The 17,110-nt window shown below is 69.2% G+C and carries 18 protein-coding genes; 9 read left to right on the top strand and 9 right to left on the bottom strand.

The genetic code is table 11. The features are described 5' to 3' along the window. The first annotated feature begins 99 nt into the window (after positions 1 to 99). The 5 genes from DOS48_RS15740 to DOS48_RS15720 all read left to right on the top strand — a co-directional run bounded on the left by DOS48_RS15740 (position 100) and on the right by DOS48_RS15720 (position 5,279). Entirely contained in the window at positions 100 to 1,401 is a 1,302-nt protein-coding gene (locus DOS48_RS15740) for a hypothetical protein (RefSeq protein WP_127116664.1), read from the top strand. Positions 1,402 to 1,495: 94 nt separating this feature from the next. Continuing rightward, positions 1,496 to 2,284, top strand: coding sequence for an electron transfer flavoprotein subunit beta/FixA family protein (locus tag DOS48_RS15735; protein WP_127116663.1), 789 nt, complete (start codon positions 1,496 to 1,498; stop codon positions 2,282 to 2,284). After that, complete coding sequence (locus DOS48_RS15730; protein WP_127116662.1) at positions 2,284 to 3,231, top strand: electron transfer flavoprotein subunit alpha/FixB family protein; 948 nt, start codon at positions 2,284 to 2,286, stop codon at positions 3,229 to 3,231. Before DOS48_RS15735 ends, DOS48_RS15730 begins: the two co-directional genes overlap by 1 nt. 80 nt (positions 3,232 to 3,311) lie before the next feature. Further along, complete coding sequence (locus DOS48_RS15725; RefSeq protein WP_127116661.1) at positions 3,312 to 4,235, top strand: DUF5995 family protein; 924 nt, start codon at positions 3,312 to 3,314, stop codon at positions 4,233 to 4,235. 60 nt (positions 4,236 to 4,295) lie between these two features. Next, positions 4,296 to 5,279 (top strand): replication factor C small subunit, encoded by a 984-nt coding sequence (locus DOS48_RS15720; protein WP_127116660.1) that lies wholly within the window; start codon positions 4,296 to 4,298, stop codon positions 5,277 to 5,279. Positions 5,280 to 5,318: 39 nt separating this feature from the next. Here DOS48_RS15720 and DOS48_RS15715 read toward each other — a convergent pair whose 3' ends face one another. From DOS48_RS15715 to DOS48_RS15705, 3 genes are read right to left on the bottom strand one after another with little or no spacing between them, the layout of a single operon-like run. After that, positions 5,319 to 5,963: a dolichol kinase gene (locus DOS48_RS15715; RefSeq protein WP_127116659.1), complete on the bottom strand. Its 645-nt coding sequence runs from the start codon at positions 5,961 to 5,963 to the stop codon at positions 5,319 to 5,321. A 3-nt stretch (positions 5,964 to 5,966) separates the two neighbouring features. Beyond that, on the bottom strand, positions 5,967 to 7,751 hold the full coding sequence (gene glyS, locus DOS48_RS15710) for a glycine--tRNA ligase (RefSeq protein WP_127116658.1): 1,785 nt from the start codon (positions 7,749 to 7,751) through the stop codon (positions 5,967 to 5,969). Continuing rightward, positions 7,752 to 8,600, bottom strand: a complete 849-nt coding sequence (locus DOS48_RS15705) for a CBS domain-containing protein (RefSeq protein WP_127116657.1) — start codon at positions 8,598 to 8,600, stop codon at positions 7,752 to 7,754. It lies immediately after the preceding gene. A gap of 299 nt (positions 8,601 to 8,899) precedes the next feature. Between DOS48_RS15705 and DOS48_RS15700 the strand changes: the two genes are divergently transcribed. Further along, positions 8,900 to 9,121 carry a hypothetical protein gene (locus DOS48_RS15700; protein WP_127116656.1) on the top strand — a complete coding sequence of 74 codons (222 nt, stop codon included), beginning with the start codon at positions 8,900 to 8,902 and terminating at the stop codon, positions 9,119 to 9,121. Between the two features lie 76 nt (positions 9,122 to 9,197). Here DOS48_RS15700 and DOS48_RS15695 read toward each other — a convergent pair whose 3' ends face one another. The 3 genes from DOS48_RS15695 to DOS48_RS15685 form a co-directional block, all read right to left on the bottom strand. After that, a complete protein-coding gene (locus tag DOS48_RS15695) occupies positions 9,198 to 10,127 on the bottom strand; it encodes a ketopantoate reductase family protein (RefSeq protein ID WP_127116655.1) in 930 nt (309 codons plus the stop codon). Between the two features lie 105 nt (positions 10,128 to 10,232). Continuing rightward, complete coding sequence (locus DOS48_RS15690; protein ID WP_127116654.1) at positions 10,233 to 11,423, bottom strand: pyridoxal-phosphate dependent enzyme; 1,191 nt, start codon at positions 11,421 to 11,423, stop codon at positions 10,233 to 10,235. Further along, complete coding sequence (locus DOS48_RS15685) at positions 11,423 to 12,379, bottom strand: succinylglutamate desuccinylase/aspartoacylase family protein (RefSeq protein WP_127116653.1); 957 nt, start codon at positions 12,377 to 12,379, stop codon at positions 11,423 to 11,425. The genes DOS48_RS15690 and DOS48_RS15685 overlap by 1 nt, the downstream gene beginning before the upstream one ends. A gap of 151 nt (positions 12,380 to 12,530) precedes the next feature. Between DOS48_RS15685 and DOS48_RS15680 the strand changes: the two genes are divergently transcribed. Then, positions 12,531 to 14,654: a caspase family protein gene (locus DOS48_RS15680; RefSeq protein ID WP_127116652.1), complete on the top strand. Its 2,124-nt coding sequence runs from the start codon at positions 12,531 to 12,533 to the stop codon at positions 14,652 to 14,654. On the opposite strand, the gene DOS48_RS29530 is transcribed toward DOS48_RS15680, so the two are convergent. Next, positions 14,651 to 14,782 (bottom strand): hypothetical protein, encoded by a 132-nt coding sequence (locus DOS48_RS29530; RefSeq protein ID WP_256370865.1) that lies wholly within the window; start codon positions 14,780 to 14,782, stop codon positions 14,651 to 14,653. The two genes, DOS48_RS15680 and DOS48_RS29530, sit on opposite strands and share 4 nt — an antisense overlap. Positions 14,783 to 15,000: 218 nt before the next feature. On the opposite strand from DOS48_RS29530, the gene DOS48_RS29590 reads away from it, so the two are divergent. Beyond that, positions 15,001 to 15,240, top strand: a complete 240-nt coding sequence (locus tag DOS48_RS29590; RefSeq protein ID WP_127116651.1) for a hypothetical protein — start codon at positions 15,001 to 15,003, stop codon at positions 15,238 to 15,240. Between the two features lie 118 nt (positions 15,241 to 15,358). Further along, positions 15,359 to 16,159, top strand: a complete 801-nt coding sequence (locus DOS48_RS15670) for a winged helix-turn-helix domain-containing protein (protein WP_127116650.1) — start codon at positions 15,359 to 15,361, stop codon at positions 16,157 to 16,159. Between the two features lie 5 nt (positions 16,160 to 16,164). On the opposite strand, the gene DOS48_RS15665 is transcribed toward DOS48_RS15670, so the two are convergent. Both DOS48_RS15665 and DOS48_RS15660 read right to left on the bottom strand, forming a co-directional pair. Beyond that, complete coding sequence (locus DOS48_RS15665) at positions 16,165 to 16,320, bottom strand: hypothetical protein (RefSeq protein WP_168654239.1); 156 nt, start codon at positions 16,318 to 16,320, stop codon at positions 16,165 to 16,167. A gap of 130 nt (positions 16,321 to 16,450) precedes the next feature. Beyond that, positions 16,451 to 16,984, bottom strand: coding sequence for an inorganic diphosphatase (locus tag DOS48_RS15660; RefSeq protein ID WP_127116649.1), 534 nt, complete (start codon positions 16,982 to 16,984; stop codon positions 16,451 to 16,453). Positions 16,985 to 17,110 lie beyond the last annotated feature (126 nt).

Raw genomic sequence — 17,110 nt, 5'->3', positions numbered from 1 at the left:
GTGCTGACCGGACTCCGGCGGTCGCCCGCCGACGCGCGTCTGACGGCGGAAGTGGCCGATGGAAAGCGTTTTGCCGGGCGGCTGAGTGCCCTGAAATGTATGCGGAATGCCCCGTCCCGCGTGTTCCTCGTCGGGTTACTGGTCGTCGCGCTCGTCGCGAGCGGCGTGGCCCCCGTCGCGGGAGACGCGCCGTCGCCCTCGCCCTCCATCGACGCCGACCGCGCGACCGTCGCGGCCGAGACCACGACCGCGGATTCCGACCCCGTCCGACAGATCGACGACCCGTACGAGCCCACCACGGCGACGCGGATCCTGATCGAGCCGACGCCGGACCGCGACGCGCGGTGGACCGTCTCGGTCCGATACGCGCTGACCGGCGAGACCGACCGCGCCGCGTTCGACGCGGCCAGCGAGCGGTTCCTCGACGGCGAGATCGGCCCCGACGCGACGCTGTTCGAGGGCTTCGCCCGCGAGGCCAGCCGGAACGTCGACCGTCGGATGCAGATCCAGGAGGTGAACCGCGAGGTCGTCGTTCACGAGGACCCGTCGTCGTTCGACGTGGCGGACGGTGAGACGACGGCGGTCGGCGAACTCCGACTGACCTTCGTGTGGACCGACTTCCTGGCACAGGACGGCGAGAACCTGCTCTTGGGCGACGCGTTACGGACGCCCGACGGCGGCACGTGGCTCGTCTCGTTGGCGGAGGGACAGACGCTCGAAGTGGCGACCCCAGAGGGGTACACCGTGACCGGGACCTCCGACGCCACGGACCGGCTGAGCGACAACGCCGTGATCGTCGAGGGGCCGCGAACCTTCGGCGACGACGAGCGCGTCGCGGTCGTGTACGCGCCGGCGGCGACGACCGCCCCGCCGTGGACGATGCTCACCGCCGCGATCGTCGTCGCGGCGATGCTCATCGCCGGGAGCATCGTCGGCTACCGCCGGATGGGCGCCGACGCCGCGGCCGAGCCGAACGGGAGCGTCGCTGCGGGGGGCGTCGCCGACGACGGCGGTCGGGTCGGCGGGGGGACGAACAGCGGCGAGCCCGCATCCGAGACCGCCGGTTCGGGCGCGCCGAGCGACGAACCGGCGGGCGACGGCGCCCCGGAGGGAGACGGAGAGCCCGAGGAGGACCTCTCGCTCCTGTCCGACGAGGAGCGCGTCGAACGCCTCCTCGACGGCAACGGCGGACGGATGCGGCAGGCCGACATCGTCGCCGAGACCGGCTGGTCGGACGCGAAGGTGTCGCAGCTGCTCTCCGCGATGGCCGATTCGAACCGGGTCGAAAAGCTTCGGCTGGGGCGTGAGAACCTGATTTCGCTCCCGGACGACGGCGACGGAAACGGCGACGGCGAGCGCGACGGAGACGACGAGCGCGACGGAGACGACGGCGACAGCTGAGAGCCGGCGCCCGCCGGCCGGGGGCGACGAAACTACCGGCCGTGCGGTGTGGTGTTCCGAAAGCTCTTACAATCCGAGCGACGGAGTATCGATCATGAAAGTTCTGGTGACTGTCAAAGAGGTCGCTGAGCCCGACGACGATTTCGCGATCGAGGGCACGGACATCGCCGAAGCCGACCTCGAATACGATCTCAACGAGTGGGACGACTACGCGGTCGAGGCGGCGGTACAGCTCGCCGAGGCTGGGATCGCCGACGAGGTCGTCGCCGTCACCATCGGCCCGGAACGATCCGAGGAGACGATTCGGATGGCGCTCGCAAAGGGCGCCGACCGCGCCGTTCGGGTGTGGGACGACGCCTTCGAGGCGGGGTTCGCCGACGTGGCCGCGAAGGTGACGACGTTTGAGGCGGTCGTCGAGGCGGAAGAGCCGGACCTGATCCTCGGCGGCGTACAGGCCGCAGACACCGGGTTCGGCGCGACGGGCGTGGCGCTCGCCGAGCGCATCGGCTTCGAGCACGCCGCCGTCGTCAACGACCTCGACATCGACGCGGACGCGGGCGTCGCGCAGGTTCACCGCGAGCTCGAAGGGGGCGTCGAGGAGCTGACCGACGTCGACCTGCCGGCCGTGTTGACCGTCCAGACCGGACTGAACGAGCCGCGGTACGCGAGCCTCCGCGGGATCCGACAGGCACAGCGGAAGGAGATCGACGCGACCGATCTCGCCGACCTCGGGCTGACCGCCGACGACGTGGCGAGCGCGCTCGAAATCACTTCGATGTACGAGCCGGAAAGCGAGTCCGACGCGGAGATCCTCGAAGGCGACGCGGGGGAGAGCGCCGCGCGCCTCGCCGAGGTCCTCCGCGACAAGGGGGTGAGCGCGTGATGAGTGACGTGCTCGTCGTCGCGGAACACCGGCGCGGAGAGATCCGAGACGTGTCGTACGAGGCGATAACCGCGGGACGCGAGCTCGCGGACGCCCGCGACGGCGACCTCCACCTCGCGGTCGTCAGCGGGGACGTCGAGCAGTTCGCCGACGACCTGAACCGCAAGGGCGTCGACGCGATCCACACGGTCGCCAACGGCGAGGAGTTCGACCACAACGTCTACCAGGCTTCGGTCGAGCGGCTCCTCGGCGAGACCGACGCGGGCGCCGTGGTGATCCCGAACTCGGTCAACGGGCTGGACTACGCGCCCGCCGTCGCCGAGGCGAGCGATCTCCCGCTGGTGACCGACGCGGTCGGCTTCGAGTACGACGACGGGATGACCGTCACCCGCGAGATGTACGGCTCGAAGGTCGAGACGACCGTCGACGTCACCGGAGACCGCTTCGTCCTCACCGTCCGCGGCGGCGAGTGGGCGCCGGCCGAGGGGGTCGGCGACGCGGCGGTCGGGGCCGTCGACGTCGATCACCCCGAGTCCGGCGCGCGCGTCACGGGCTTCGAGGAGGTCGCCGGCGGCGACGTCGACATCGCCGACGCCGACGTGCTCGTCTCCGTCGGTCGCGGCATCGACGAGGAGGAGAACCTGGAGGTCGTCGAGGAGCTCGCCGACGCGCTCGGCGCGACGCTCTCCGCGTCGCGACCGATCGTCGACAACGGCTGGCTGCCGAAAAACCGCCAGGTCGGCCAGAGCGGGAAGGTGGTGACGCCAGACGTGTACATCGCCGTCGGTATCTCGGGCGCGGTCCAGCACGTCGCCGGGATGAAGGGGTCGGACACGATCGTCGCGATCAACACCGACCCGAACGCGCCGATCTTCGACATCGCCGACTACGGAATCGTCGGCGACCTGTTCGACGTGGTCCCCGAGCTCGTCGACGAGTTCGCGTAAGCCGCGCGACCAACCCGACGCAACGCTCTTTATCGGGGGTCGAGTACCGGACCTCTCGACGGCCGCGGCCGTCGTTCACGATGATCCCGATACGCGCGACCGTCCCGACGGCGACCGAGGCGAGAGCGCTGCTCACCGGGATCGTCCGATCCGCCGAGATCGACGCCGAGACCGTCGCGACAGCCCTCGCGGACGACGCGCCGGACGAAACGCTGCTCGGCCACGTTTCGACCCCGTTTTCGTCCGTCGCCGACGTGGCCGAGCGACTGGCCCGAACCGAGGCGTATCTCCGCGAGCGCGGCGACCCCCGCGCGGTGTTTCTCACGGTGTACAGCCGCATGACGGCGGCGGTCGGAACTGCGATCGACGACGGGGCGTTCCTCGATCCGGCGTGGGCCGCGTCGTACCTCGTCGCCTTCGCGGACCGCTACCGCCGGGCGCTGGTCGCGTTCGAGCGGCGAGCGTTCGAGTCGGTCCCCCGCCCGTGGCTGATCGCCTTCGCCGCCGCCGCCCGCGGCCGGACGCTCGTCGCGCAGGACGCGCTCCTCGGCATCAACGCCCACATCGCCTACGACCTCACGTACACGCTCGGCGACATCGGCATCGACCCGGACCGCGACCGGAAGCGCGCCGACCACCAGCGGATAAATGCGATCCTCGCTCGGCTCATCCAGACGATGCAAGACGTGCTCGTCGAGACGTACGACGCCGTCGGAATCGCCGGTATCGACCGCCTGCTCGACCCCTTCGACGACCGGGTGGCCCTCGTCGGGCTGCGGGGGAGCCGCGAGTTCGCGTGGCGGAACGCCGTGCTGCGCGCCGACAGCGCCGGCGGGCTCGTCGAGCGATACGTCGACTGGCGGACGGAAACCGTCTCGACGGGCGCCGCGGCGCTCATCCTCGCGCCGGATATCGACGCGGCCACGAGCGAACGGCTGCGAACGGCGGAGTCGGGCGTCGACGCGGCGCGCGCGTTCCGCGAGGCGATCCGGCGGCGGCTGTAGAGCGGGGGTGGGCTGCTCGTCCTCGGGGCGTTTATCACCCCGCCCGCCCTCCGATCCGCCATGAGCGAGGCCGACGAGCAGACGGCTGCGACGGCGACCGGTCGGAAGATCTGGATCGAGAAGTACCGACCGCAGTCGCTCGACGACATCCACGGACAGGAAGCCATCATCGAACGGCTCCAGACCTACATCGAGCAGGACGACATCCCCCACCTGCTCTTCGGGGGACCCGCCGGGGTCGGGAAGACGACCGCCGCCACCGCCATCGCCCGTCAGGTGTACGGCGAGGACAACTGGCGCGGGAACTTCTTGGAGCTCAACGCCTCCGACCAGCGCGGCATCGACGTGGTGCGCGACCGGATAAAGGGGTTCGCGCGCTCGTCGTTCGGCGGCGACTTCCGGATCGTGTTTCTTGATGAGGCCGACAGCCTCACGGATGACGCCCAGTCAGCGCTTCGCCGCACGATGGAGCAGTTCTCCGACAACACGCGCTTCATCCTCTCGTGTAACTACTCGTCGAAGATCATCGACCCGATCCAGTCGCGGTGTGCCGTCTTCCGCTTCTCGCCGCTCTCGGACGAGGCGGTCGCCGCACAGACGCGCGAGATAGCCGCGGCGGAGGGGATCGAGGTGACCGACGCGGGCGTCGACGCGCTCGTCTACGCGGCCGACGGCGACATGCGCCGCGCGATCAACTCGCTGCAGGCGGCGGCGACGACCGACGACGTGGTCGACGAGGAGGCCGTCTACGCGATCACGGCGACCGCCCGGCCGGAGGAGATCGAGTCGATGGTGACGAACGCGTTGGAGGGAGACTTCTCGCGAGCGCGAGCGACGCTCGATCAGCTCCTCACCGAGACGGGGATGGCGGGCGGCGACGTGATAGACCAGCTCCACCGCTCCGTCTGGGAGTTCGACCTGAGCGAGCGCGAGGCGGTCGCGCTGATGGAGCGGATCGGCGAGGCCGACTACCGGATCGCCGAGGGGGCAAACGAGCAGGTGCAGTTGGAGTCGCTGCTCGCGTCGCTGTCGATCGATTCGTAACGTCTTTCGAAAAAACGGGAGCGCGAGCCCGGTCGCAATTTACGCCAACACGGAAACGGCGAGGAGCATCCCGACAGCGGCGGCCGGCGAGATGGTGAGGTTGTCGTCGACGGCGACCCCGCGGACGATCGGCGGGAGCCCGTCGGCGACCGCGGCGGGAACCGCCCCGGCGAGCGCGACGGCGACCCCGACGCGGGACCCGAACGCCGGGACGGTAAAGAGAAGCGCGAGTCCGAGACTGACGAGAAACATCGCGATCCACGCAGTGGGCCGTTTCGACTCGGTGGCGGCGTTGTCGCCGAGCGCGCCGCTGACGGGGTCGCCGAGCGACACCATCCAGATGGCGGGGACCGCGAGCGTCGGGGTCATGCCGGGAATCGCGAGCGCGGGGACGGCGGCGACCGCGACCGCGGTGGTGCCGACCATGTACAGCGCGTAGCCGGCGACGCTGTCGGACTCGTACTCGCGGGTGAGGTGCCGGTAGACGGCGTGGTCGAGCCCGACGACCAGGCGGAGGTACTCCAGGAGTCCGACGGTAGCGACCCCGAGGGCGAGGAACGCCGCCGTCTCGGTCCACGAGACCCATCCGAGCAGGTACGGGACCGGAAACAGCGTGCCGCTCGCGTGGACCAGCCGCCGCTCGAACTCCACGCTGGCTCGCCACTCCGCCGCGGGAAGGGGCACGGGTCAGTTGGTCTCGACGTCGGTCGCGACCGTTTCGTACCGATCGACGAGCGCGTCGAACTCGCCGCCGGCGCGGAGCGCGGCCAGCTCCGCGGCCAGTTCGTCGGCCGGAACGCGGACCTGGGCCGCGGAGTCGCGCTCGCGGACGGTCACCGTCTCGGGGCCGTCGCCCTCGATGCCGTCGCGGTCGACCGTGACGCAGAACGGGGTGCCGATCTCGTCTTGACGGCGGTACCGCCGCCCGATCGAGCCGGAGTCGTCGTACGCGACCGCCAGCCCGGCCTCGCGGAGGTCGGCGGCGACGCGGTCGGCTAAGTCGGTGAGTCGCTCGTCGTTGGTCACGAGCGGGAAGACGGCCGCGTCCTGGGGCGCGACTTCGGGTTCGAGCGAGAGGTACGTCCGCGCCTCGCCGTCGACCTCGTCTTCGCTGTAGCCGTGTGCCAGCAGGGTCTGGACCGTCCGGCCGACGCCGAACGACGGCTCGACGACGTGCGGCGTGAGGTGTTCGCCGTTCTCGGTCACCGTCTCGACCGAGAAGTTCGCCACGTCGGTGTCGACGGCGTGCGTCTCGCCGGCAACGTCGACGGAGACGCTCTCGCCGTCGAACGCGTCCGGGTCGCGCTCGGCGAGGGTTCCGAGCGCCTCGGCGACCGCGGCGGCGTCCCCGCCGAACTCGGGCCCGAGGACGGACATGTCGGGGTCGACGGTGGCGCGTTCGACCGACTTCGGCTCGTCGTACCGTTTGAATACGGTGAACGAATCGTCGCCGTGAGCGCCGTGTTTCGAGAGGTCGTAGTCGGCGCGGTACGAGAAGCCCGCGATCTCGATCCAGTCGCCGTCGACCTCGCTCTCTGCGTCCCAGCAGTCTGACGCGTAGTGGGCGCGCTCGCCGGCGAGATGCTGGCGGAAGCGGAACCGGTCGAGGTCGACGCCGATCCGGTCGTACCACTCCTTCGCGACGCCGAGGTAGTAGCCGACCCACGGGGAGCCGATGGTGCCGTCGTCGACCGCCTCGCCGACCGTGGTCTCGACGTAGTCGCCGTCGTCGGCCTGCTGTTCTGCGGCCGGGTACAGCCGGACCGACACGTCGCGCACGCGGTCCAGCGGCGGTTCGTCGTCCTCGGGGTCGATGAACTGTTCGAGTTCGGCCTGCGTGAACTCGCGGAGGCGGAGCAGCCCGCCGCGCGGCGAGATCTCGTTGCGGTACGCCGGACCGATCTGGGTGATCCCGAAGGGGAGGTTGCCGCGGGCGTACTCTTTCAGCCGCGGGAACTCCACGAAGATGCCCTGCGCCGTCTCCGGGCGGAGGTAGCCGGGCTGGGCGTCGCCGGGGCCGATGTCGGTCGCGAACATGAGGTTGAAATCCTCGACCGTGACGCCGGCGAGCGCGGTGCCGCAGGACGGGCAGGTGATGTCGTTGTCGGCGATGAGGGCTTCCACGTCCGAACCGGGCAGCGCCTCGGCGTCTTCGATATCGGTGACGGCCTCGACGAGGTGGTCGGCGCGGTGGGACTCGCCGCACTCGGGACACTCGACGAGCATGTCGTCGAACGTGTCGAGGTGGCCCGAGGCCTCGAAGACGGGCTCCGGCATGATCGTCGGGGCCTCAATCTCGCGGTTCCCCTCGCGGATGGTGAACCGGTCGCGCCACGCGTCCTCAACGTTCTTTTTTAAGGCCGCGCCCTGCGGGCCGAACGTGTAGAAGCCGGCGGTGCCGCCGTACGCGCCGTTCGAGCCGAAAAAGAACCCCCGCCGCTTGGCTAACTCGACTATCGCCTCCGACGCCATTTATAAGCCCTCCAGCAGGTCGACGTCTCGCACGATGCCGTCGAGGTCGGTCCCGTTGACCAGCGGCACCTGCTCGATGTCGTTGCTGATGAGCTCCTGTGCGACCTCCTTGGCGGTTCGGGTACTGTTGACGGTGATGAGGTCCTCGGTCATGAAGTGACGGACCGCCTCGGCGGGCAGTTCGACGTTTCGGGTCGGGAGGTACCGAGCGCCGGTGGCCTTGATGCCCTCCCAGGACCACTCGGAGTCCTGTTCGGCGATGGAGTCGCCCGTGCTGGCCTCGCCCTCGACGACGCGGGCGACCGCCAGGATATCGACTTCGGTTACCATTCCAGCGAGGTCGGCGTCGTCGTCGAGGACGACGGCGTAGGGGACGTTCGCCAGCCCGATCTCGCGCTCGGCGACCGGCAGCGGCGTCTCCGTGTGCGTCGCGTTGACCGCGGTAGTCGCGAGCCCGCCGACCTCGGTGTCGCCGGCCATCTCGCCGCGGGCGATGGCCCGAATCACGTCGGTGACGGTGAGGATGCCGACGAGCTCGTCGCCGTCGACCACGGGGAGCCGACGCGAGCCCTCGGCGACGATTGTGGCGGCGGCGTCGTCTATCGACTCCTCTGCGCCCACGGTGGGCACCTCCCGCATCAACAGCGCGAGTTGGTCCTCGTCCGGCTGTTCGATGAGGTCGTCACGGGTGACGAGACCGCGGTACACCTCGTCGCCGTCGACGTCTTTCACGACCGGCACCGAGGAGAAGCCGTACTCTTGGATGTACTCCAGTACGTCGTTCCGGCTCCCTGGGATCTCGACGACGACGAGATCCGAACGCGGCGTCATGGCGTCTGATACGTTCATACACCGCCTTACTCCGTGGCACCTCTTGTATACTGCGAAGGTGGTCCACGAGCGCTCGCCGAATGCGCCTCGTCTCGCGTGGGTCAGCCGGTGGGTGCGTCGGCTTCTGTGGCGATTCGAACCGACGCATGACAACGGACCTGATATTCCGTCGGATCGACGGTCGAATACGTCGATCACCGGATGATCGACGCTTGACAGGGCCTCACGTCCCTGATATTCCCCTCAAAACACGGATTCGCCGACGGCGGACGTACGTGGTCCGGAACGCTTATACGTACTGTGAACAATTAACAATCATGTCACGGAGTTCCACTCCATGGGACGACCCGGACCCCGATCACCGTCGGACGGCGCTGCCAACGGATCCGACGCTCGACGCCGGCGACTCGCCGGACATCATGGCGTCGATTGACTCCTCATCGTCGCGATCGGAACTCGTAATCGCAGACCTCTCTCGGGAGAACGCGTGGGTCTCGGTCGACGAGACAGACGCTACCATCCTTGAGGAGTGGTGTTGACACGGCCGGAAGCCAGTCGTCCCGTCCTCGGCGGGTGAACTCCGTTTTTCGCGAGTACCCCTCGCCAGTGTAACGCTCACTCAGTCGCCGCTCCGTCGTCATCGGCCGCCGGACGAACGCCGGCCCCGACCTCCCACCCGCGGATCAGCGACGCGATCGTCCGACACGTCGGCGCGGGCACGCCGAACTGGTCGGCGCGGTCGAGCGCGGCCCCGTAGATCGCATCGACCTCGGTGCGCCGCCCCGCGGTCACGTCCTCGCACATCGACGACCGGTTGGCGGCGGTGTCGGCCGCGACGCGCTCGACGGCGTCGACGGCCGCCGTCTCGCCGAGCGCAACCCCGTCGGCTCGCGCGACCCGCGCCACCTCGCGGGCCGCCTCGCGGGCCGCCTCCCCGCCCGGCCCGGCGAGCGCGTCGCCGTTCGAGAGCCGGACGAGCGCCGACGGGCCGTTGATGGCCGCGTTGACCGCGAGCTTCTCGTATCGCCGCCGAGGCATGTCGGTGGCGACGGTCGTCTCGATCCCGGCCTCGTCGAACGCGGCCCCGACGCGCTCTGCGACCGGGTCGCGCCCCCCGGACAGCGCTCCGAGAACGACCTCCCCGACGCCGGTACAGGTGACCCGACCCGGCTCGACGAGTCGGGCGCCGTAGCTCGCGGTGCCCGCGAGGACGGTCGGGTCGAGCGCCGCGACCAGTCGCTCCTCGGTGAGGCCGTTCTGGAGCGAGCAGACCGCGTCGTACTCGCCGGTCGCGAGCGCCGCCGCGGCCGCGTCGGTGTCGTACGCCTTCGTCGTGACCACCGCGAGGTCCGCCGAGCGGTGGGTTCCGTCGGTGAGCGCTCGCGGGTGGACGTGGGCGTCGATCGCCCCGTCGATCCGGAGCCCGTCCGCCCGAACCCGTCGCATGTGCGGGTCGCGCCCGACGAGCGTGACCTCGTGTGTCCGTGCCAACAGCCCGCCGACGAGGCTCCCGAGCGCGCCGGCACCGTAGACGAGGACGTCCATGGGAGACCGAATGCGCCGGTGTTCAAAAGGGGTACCGGTGGTGCCGAAAGGGATACCGGTGGTGCCGAAAGGGATACCGGTGGTGCCGACGCCCGGCCGGGGCGGTCACCCCTTCAGTCCGCTTCCGGTCAGGGGGACCACGACGTCGTCGCCGGGCGCAACGTCGCCCCGTTCGCGGAGCCTCCGGAGCGCCGCCGGGGCCACGGCGCAGGTCGGTTCGGTATAAAAGCCCGCGGCGTGGAGCCGGTCCAGTTCGCGCTCGGTCGCCGCCTCCGTGATAGCGACCGCGTCGCCGCCGGTGTCGGCGATGGCGTTGCGAATCTCTCCCATGCGGACAGGCTCGGCGATCTGGATTCCGTCTGCGGCCGCGTTGTGTTGTCCCTCTGGGTCGGCGGCGTCGGCGCCGTGGAGCGCGCGGACGACCGGCGCGATGCCGGCCGCCTGCGCGCCGTACAGCCGCGGGACCTCGTCTATCCACCCCGCGCGCTGCAGGCGGCGGAAGCCGCGGTACGCCCCGAGGAACAGGGTCCCGTGGCCGAGGGGGGTCACGACCGCGTCGGGGGCGTTCCACTCCCGCTGGGCGGCGATCTCGTAGGCGACCGTGGCGGTCCCCTCGAAGAACGCCGGGTTCCAGGCGTGGCTGGCGTACCACGCGGAGTCGGCGTCGTCACCGTCCCCGAGCGCGGCCACGCACGCCTCGGTCACGTCCGCACGCGACCCGTCGATCCGGACGGGCTCGGCGCCGGCTCGGCGGATCGCCCGGAGTTTCGACGCCTTGGCGTCGGCGGGAACGTACACCGCGGCGTCGATGCCCGCGCGGGCCGCGTACGTCGCGATCGCGGCGCCGGCGTTGCCGGAGGAGTCCTCGACGACGCGCTCGACGCCCAGCTCGCGGGCTCGCGTGAGCGTCGTCGTCGCCCCGCGGTCTTTAAAAGAGCCGGTGGGGAACACGTACTCCAATTTAAAAGCCGCGTCCCAGTCGTCCGCGTCGCCGGCCGCTCCCGCGTCCGCGTCGACGAGCGGTGTCAGTCCCTCGCCGAGCGTCACCCGGTCCGCCGGGTCGTCGCCGACGGCGAGGAGCGACTCGAACGCCCAGAGCCCGTTGCGAGCGTCCCTCGCGTTGCTGACGGCCGCCGCGTCGGGGTCGGCGGCCACCAAGGTCGGCGCGTCGCCGTCCGGGATCGGTGGGTCGGCGAACTCCAGCGGGGCGCCGCACGCGCATCGCCATCGGTCGCCGACGGTCGCGCCGCAGTCAAGACAGCGGAGGGCACGGGGGCGACCGGGGGCGGCCGCCATCAGTACCGGTCGACGTTGGTGCCGACGGAGCAGACGTACTCGCCGGCGGCGACCTGCGGGAGCCGCCGCGTGCGCCAGAAGATTCCCTCGTCGTCGGCGGTGACTCGGCCCTTCAGCTCGCCGAACACGTCGGTCACCTCGTAGAGCACGTCGCCGGCCGAGACGCGGTCGCCGAGTTCGCAGTCGAACTGCACCAGCCCGCCGGCCGGCGCGCCGTACTGGTCGAAGCCGCGCGCTCGGACCTGGCGGTCGAGGTCGACGTCGCCGTCGAGGAAGCCGTAGTGTCGGAGGACGTTGAACACGCCGTCGACGCCGTAGCGGATCGACTCCTCGTCCCAGCCGACACAGCCGCCGAGCTCGGGGTCGATGGTCGGGATGCCGTGTTCCGGGCCGGCACGGGCGAGCTGGCCGTCCGGCCCCTTGATGTCGAGCACGTGGCCGCAGCCGAACACCTTCGCCAGTTCGAGGCACTCGCCGTGCAGTCGGTGCCGGATCCCGCACCGAACGCGGGTCTCGTTTATCATCCGGCTCGTCGACCCCTGGTGGAGGTCGAGGATGTAATCCGCCCGCTTTGCGGCCTGAAACGTCGCGTGGGCGATGCGCTCGCTCGTCGTGCCGTCCTCGTTGCCGGGGTAGCCGCGATTCATCTTCCGGTCGTCGACCGGATTCCGGTGTTCGGCGACCTGAAACGCGAAGTAGTTCACGACCCCGACCACGAGAACGGTGCCCGACAGTTCCGCCGGATCGAGGCGGGGAACGACGCGGTTGACGACGCCGAGCCCGTTGAGTTCGTCGCCGTCGCTGACGGCCTGCAGATACAGCGTCTCGCCGTCCTCGGCGCCGTTGATGACGGCCACCGGCAGTCGGACGGGGCTCCCGTCTCGCGTCTCGCCGACTTCGAGACGGCCCGTGTCCGTCTCGCCCGGCGAGGCGCGGGCCGTTCCAAGCGTGATCATTACGCGAATGTGGGCCGGGCGCCCCTTTATCCGTTCGGTCCGCGGCGATCCCCCGACACAAGGTTTATCGCCGCATCGGTACAGGTACGCACAATCACGGCCGCGTCGCCCGCCGGTCCGAGGCAGCACCGGCCGGCCGCGGTCGCCCCTCATGAGCATCGACATCGACCCGCTCCCCGACGCCGCCGGGCTCACCGTCACGGACCACATCGAGAACACGCAGTTCGAGCTGTACACGGACCGGCCGGTCGAGCCGGCCGCGGCCCCCGAGACGGCACACTACTTCCCCGTCGACGCGAGCGTGACCGTCGAGACCGGGGGGATCGAGATCCCGCGCGTCGCGGTCGTCGAGGCCCGCTCCGGCGACGGGACGCTGCTCACTCGCGGCGACGACTACGCGCTGCCGGCGGGCGAGTACCATGTCGGAATCGACCCCGCCCCGACGAAGCTGTACCTCTCGTTCAGTTCCCCCTTCTCCGTGTCGACGACGGACCGGACGACCCGGATCGACCTCAACGCGCCCGCCGAGGTGACGCTCGGGTTCCGGTCGCTCCACCAGGTTCCGGCGGGAACGATCGAGACGCCGACGGACCCCGAGTCGCTGATGGACGCCGTCTCGCTGCTCGGCTCCGCGCTCCAGACGACGAGCCCGGAGCGGTCGTTCCCGACGCTCCGCGGGCACCCGCCGCTGATCGAACCGGGCGAGCGGCTCCGGGTGCCCGACCGAGTCGAGCCGACCGACTCCGGGGTGCGGATCGTCGTCCCGCCGGAGTACCGCTACCTCTACCCGGTGGTCTCGCTGGCGTACTACTTCGCCGCCAAGGTGGTCCCCGGCGACCCGCCGCGGATCGAAGGCGACGGGTGGACGCACGCGCTCGAACCCGACTTCGAGCGGCGGGCGGCCGAGGCGCTTCGGCAGGCGTTTCACTTCGACTGTCTCGCCCGCACCGAGGGGTTCTACCCGGTCGACCTCCACGAGCGCGAGACCACCGCGCTTGACCTCGACTGGGGGCGGCTGTACGACCTCCCGCTCGCGACGCGGCTGGGCGAGTACCTCGCGGTCCCCTTCGAGCGCGTCGAGTCGGAACTCCCCCAGTGGACGCTGACCACGGACGTGCGCCCCGAGCCGGAGAACGTCGAACTGCTCCCGTTCGTGGCCGGCGAGCTGTCGATCGTCCGCGCGCCCGAGACGGTCACGCCCGCGACGGCCGGCGCGGACAACGGCCTCGGATTCTTCCGCGGACCGGGGACCGAGGCGGCGGCGCTCGGGCCGAACGAGTTCGTGCGGGGAGCCGCCGAAGCGCCGCCCGCCACACCGACCCGCGGCGCCGACGCGTCGGGAGAGCGCGGCGCGGTGGCGGCCGACACCGAGTTCGTGCAGCCGGAGCCGGTCGACACGGTCGAGCACGCGTGGGTCGGCGCCGGCGTCCCGCTCGACGCCAACAAGGCCACGCTCGACGCGTACCACCGCCGGTTGGAGGCGGGCGCGGTCGAGCAGTCGCGCATCTCCGTCCTCGTCGTCTGCAACGACGAGCAGATGCGCGCGGAGGGGGAAGTGGCCGACCTCTACGGCCTCCGCGACATGGTCCAGTTCGACATCGACGTGCGCCACGACCTCACCCGCGAGGAGATGCGCGAGGCGCTCGCCTCCGACGTCGACTTCCTTCACTACATCGGGCACGTCGACGACCGCGGGATGCAGTGTACCGACGAGTACCTCGACCTGACGAACGAGGACCTCGCGGTCGGCGTCAGCGCGTTCCTCCTCAACGCCTGTCAGTCGTACCACCAGGGCGAGGCGCTCGTCCACCGCGGCTCTCGCGGCGGCATCGTCACCCTCACCGACGTGGCGAACTCGCCGGCGACCCAACTCGGCCGCATCATCGCGCGGCTGATGAACAGCGGGTTCAACCTCCGAACCGCACTTCACGTCGCGAAGCGGGAACTGATCACCGGGCATCAGTACATCGTGGTTGGCGACGGAGCAACGACGATATGCCAGAATAGGAGCGGCATCGCCGTTGTCGCCGATCTTCAAAAGCAGGCCGATAACCGTTGGACGGTGTCTGCCGAGGTATTCCCAAATAGAAACCACGGAGTTGGCTCCCTCGCTGCGCTCAATCTAGAGACAGTCGAAGAGGATTATTACGTTCCATCCAAGATAACCTCTGAGGACATTCCTAGGGGTGACATAACTGCATTTTTTGACCTAGAAATGCTCCCTGTTTTTATGAACGATCAGCTACACTGGACCGATCGATTAAGTATTGATTAAGGGCCGGGGTTTCCAACTGCTGCGTTCGCCGCCGCGGGCGCCGCCTGCGTCAACAGGAGGAGCGCGGTGAACAGGACGCCGGCCATCTTCGGGTGCTCTGCCACGTAGTCTGCAACACTTTCGTGCATATTACACAAGAAATCGCGTGATAATAACATCTAACCCGTTTTGCGCTAACTAATCTAGGATATTTGAATACTAATAAATAGTAAATTAATATCGGTGTGTAGATCGCGACTTCGGGGGGATTCCCCACAGACAGCGCCGTCTGGAGTCGAAATCGTGGGGCCACCGACCGGCCGTCCGTTTTTTCTGCTCTGCCGACGGAGTCTACGGTACGACCGACATCCAAGCGGCGATCCGCGACGCGTTCGAACACACCGACTACGACCTCGGCGACGTCGCCGTCAACCGACAGCAGGTCCGCGTACCGGTGTTACAACAGGGCGCCGACTCCGAGGCGCTCACGGCGGTGATAGAGGAGGCGCTCGGCGCCGACGCGGTCGTCTCCCCGACCGTAACCACTGAGGGACTCGACGGGGAGGACACGATCGGCACCGTCGTCTCGTTCCGGCACCGGGGGTGAGCGAGTCGGTGCAGGCGGGCGGGTGGGGACGAGCGAGTGCGGAAATCGACGAGGAAAACGCCAGGCGACGGCGTCACGCGATATTATTAAGCGTGTGGTGTTCATACGCGGATACTGAATGAGAAGCGACGAGGACGGACACGGCGGCGCACAGTATCTCGCCGGGTCAGCCGTCCGGGTCGCCATGCTCCGGGCGCTCCGCGAGGACCCGCGCCGTCCGGCGGGGCTCACGGCCACGGTCGACGCGACGCGAACGACGGTGCAGCGCATTCTCTCCGGCTTCCGCGAGCGAGACTGGGTCGTCAAACGCGGCGGGGCCTACCGCGTGACGCCGACCGGAAAACGGGTCCACGACGCGTACGAGGCCCTACTCGACGAGGTCGAACTCGCGGAGCGGCGCGGCCAGTTCGCCGCCGACCTCGAACGCGTCGGCGCCGACTTCCCGACCGAGGCGGTCGACGCCGGAGAGCTGACCGTCACGACCGACAGGAACCCGCTCGCCGCGGTGGACCGGCTCACGGAACTGCTCCGGGAGGGCGCGGGGTCGACGATCCGCGCGGTGTCGCCGATCGTCATCCAGCAGTTCAACGAGGCCGCGGCGGGCGCGCTCGACGACGGGGCGTCCGTGACGCTCGTCATCGACCGCGACGTCGTCGAGGAGTCGATATCGACGTTCGGCCCGGCGACCGACAGGGCCCTGCAGGACGACGACGCGGTGGTGTACGTCTCGCCGGAGCCGATACGGTACGGCGTCTTCCGGTACGACGACATCGCCTGCGTGACCGCCTACGACCGGCGGAACAACCCACGGTGCGTGCTCGAATCGACAGACCGGACGGTCGTCGACTGGGTAGACGAAAGACTCGACTCGTTCATCGCGGAGGCCGACCCCCTCGCTTCGGTCGTCGAACGCGCGTGAGTCGGCTACTGCTCGGCACCGCGGGGGGCCGAGCGGCCCTGCTCGTCCGCGTTGCTGTCCTCGGGGCGGCCGTCACCGGCGTCGGCCGCCTCGGCGCTGAAGTTGGTCGGGACGACCGTCGGGTGGTCGATACCGACGGTCGGATCGGTGTGTGCGCTCATGGCTCTGACTGTACGTAAGCGACACACGCTCTAAAAATTACCCATAGGCATAACGCATCCCGGAGACGGGCGCGCATGTTCGAGGGTTATCGACGCGGCGAAACAGGTGTCGAGTTGCGCTTCGATCCGACTACTGGAACTCCTCGTCGTACAGGTCCTGTGCGTGTTCGATGGCGTCTTTCGCGGCCTGCTTGTCCTCCCAGCCGAGCGTTTCGACTTCCTTGCCCGCTTCGAGGTTCTTGTACGTCGAGAAGAACTCGTCAATCTCGTCGCGGATCTGATCGGGGATGTCCGCGAGGTCGTCGATGTGGTCGAAGCGCGGGTCCTCGGTCGGCACCGCGATCACCTTGTCGTCCTGCTCGCCGTCGTCGTCCATCTTCATCAGCGCGACGGGGCGGGCCTCGATGATGCAGCCGGGGAACGTCTGGTCTTCGACGAGCACCATCACGTCGAACGGATCCTCGTCGTCGTAGTACGACTGGGGGATAAAGCCGTAGTCGTACGGGTAGTGGACGTTCGAGTGAAGTACTCGGTCTAAGACGACGCCGGGAACGTCCTTGTCGTACTCGTACTTGTTCCGCTCGCCCTTGAGACACTCCACGACGGCGTAGATTTCGTCGGGCGCGTTCGGACCCGTCTCGAGGTCTTCCCAGAGGTTCACCATGTGGGAGCTACTCGGTCCATCGCTCGCAAAATCCTTTCGGGTTTCCGACGGTCGCTCGCCGGCAGCGAGGCAGATGCGTCCGTCCACGTGCCGCTGTCGGAGGACAAGCGTTCGGAGAATACCCCG

The sequence above is a fragment of the Halorubrum sp. PV6 genome (genome assembly GCF_003990725.2).
GTDB lineage: Archaea > Halobacteriota > Halobacteria > Halobacteriales > Haloferacaceae > Halorubrum.
This window is presented reverse-complemented; position numbering and strand designations above follow the sequence as displayed.

Excerpts from the sequence above, each read along its gene's own strand:
- DOS48_RS15720 (WP_127116660.1), top strand. The coding sequence starts at position 4,296 with ATGAGCGAGGCCGACGAGCAGACGGCTGCGACGGCGACCGGTCGGAAG.
- DOS48_RS29530 (WP_256370865.1), bottom strand. The coding sequence starts at position 14,782 with ATGCACGAAAGTGTTGCAGACTACGTGGCAGAGCACCCGAAGATGGCC.
- DOS48_RS15680 (WP_127116652.1), top strand. The coding sequence starts at position 12,531 with ATGAGCATCGACATCGACCCGCTCCCCGACGCCGCCGGGCTCACCGTC.
- DOS48_RS15740 (WP_127116664.1), top strand. The coding sequence starts at position 100 with ATGCGGAATGCCCCGTCCCGCGTGTTCCTCGTCGGGTTACTGGTCGTC.
- DOS48_RS15685 (WP_127116653.1), bottom strand. The coding sequence starts at position 12,379 with ATGATCACGCTTGGAACGGCCCGCGCCTCGCCGGGCGAGACGGACACG.
- DOS48_RS15705 (WP_127116657.1), bottom strand. The coding sequence starts at position 8,600 with ATGAACGTATCAGACGCCATGACGCCGCGTTCGGATCTCGTCGTCGTC.
- glyS (WP_127116658.1), bottom strand. The coding sequence starts at position 7,751 with ATGGCGTCGGAGGCGATAGTCGAGTTAGCCAAGCGGCGGGGGTTCTTT.
- DOS48_RS15730 (WP_127116662.1), top strand. The coding sequence starts at position 2,284 with ATGAGTGACGTGCTCGTCGTCGCGGAACACCGGCGCGGAGAGATCCGA.
- DOS48_RS15695 (WP_127116655.1), bottom strand. The coding sequence starts at position 10,127 with ATGGACGTCCTCGTCTACGGTGCCGGCGCGCTCGGGAGCCTCGTCGGC.
- DOS48_RS15660 (WP_127116649.1), bottom strand. The coding sequence starts at position 16,984 with ATGGTGAACCTCTGGGAAGACCTCGAGACGGGTCCGAACGCGCCCGAC.
- DOS48_RS15690 (WP_127116654.1), bottom strand. The coding sequence starts at position 11,423 with ATGGCGGCCGCCCCCGGTCGCCCCCGTGCCCTCCGCTGTCTTGACTGC.
- DOS48_RS15735 (WP_127116663.1), top strand. The coding sequence starts at position 1,496 with ATGAAAGTTCTGGTGACTGTCAAAGAGGTCGCTGAGCCCGACGACGAT.
- DOS48_RS15670 (WP_127116650.1), top strand. The coding sequence starts at position 15,359 with ATGAGAAGCGACGAGGACGGACACGGCGGCGCACAGTATCTCGCCGGG.
- DOS48_RS15700 (WP_127116656.1), top strand. The coding sequence starts at position 8,900 with ATGTCACGGAGTTCCACTCCATGGGACGACCCGGACCCCGATCACCGT.
- DOS48_RS15725 (WP_127116661.1), top strand. The coding sequence starts at position 3,312 with ATGATCCCGATACGCGCGACCGTCCCGACGGCGACCGAGGCGAGAGCG.
- DOS48_RS15665 (WP_168654239.1), bottom strand. The coding sequence starts at position 16,320 with ATGAGCGCACACACCGATCCGACCGTCGGTATCGACCACCCGACGGTC.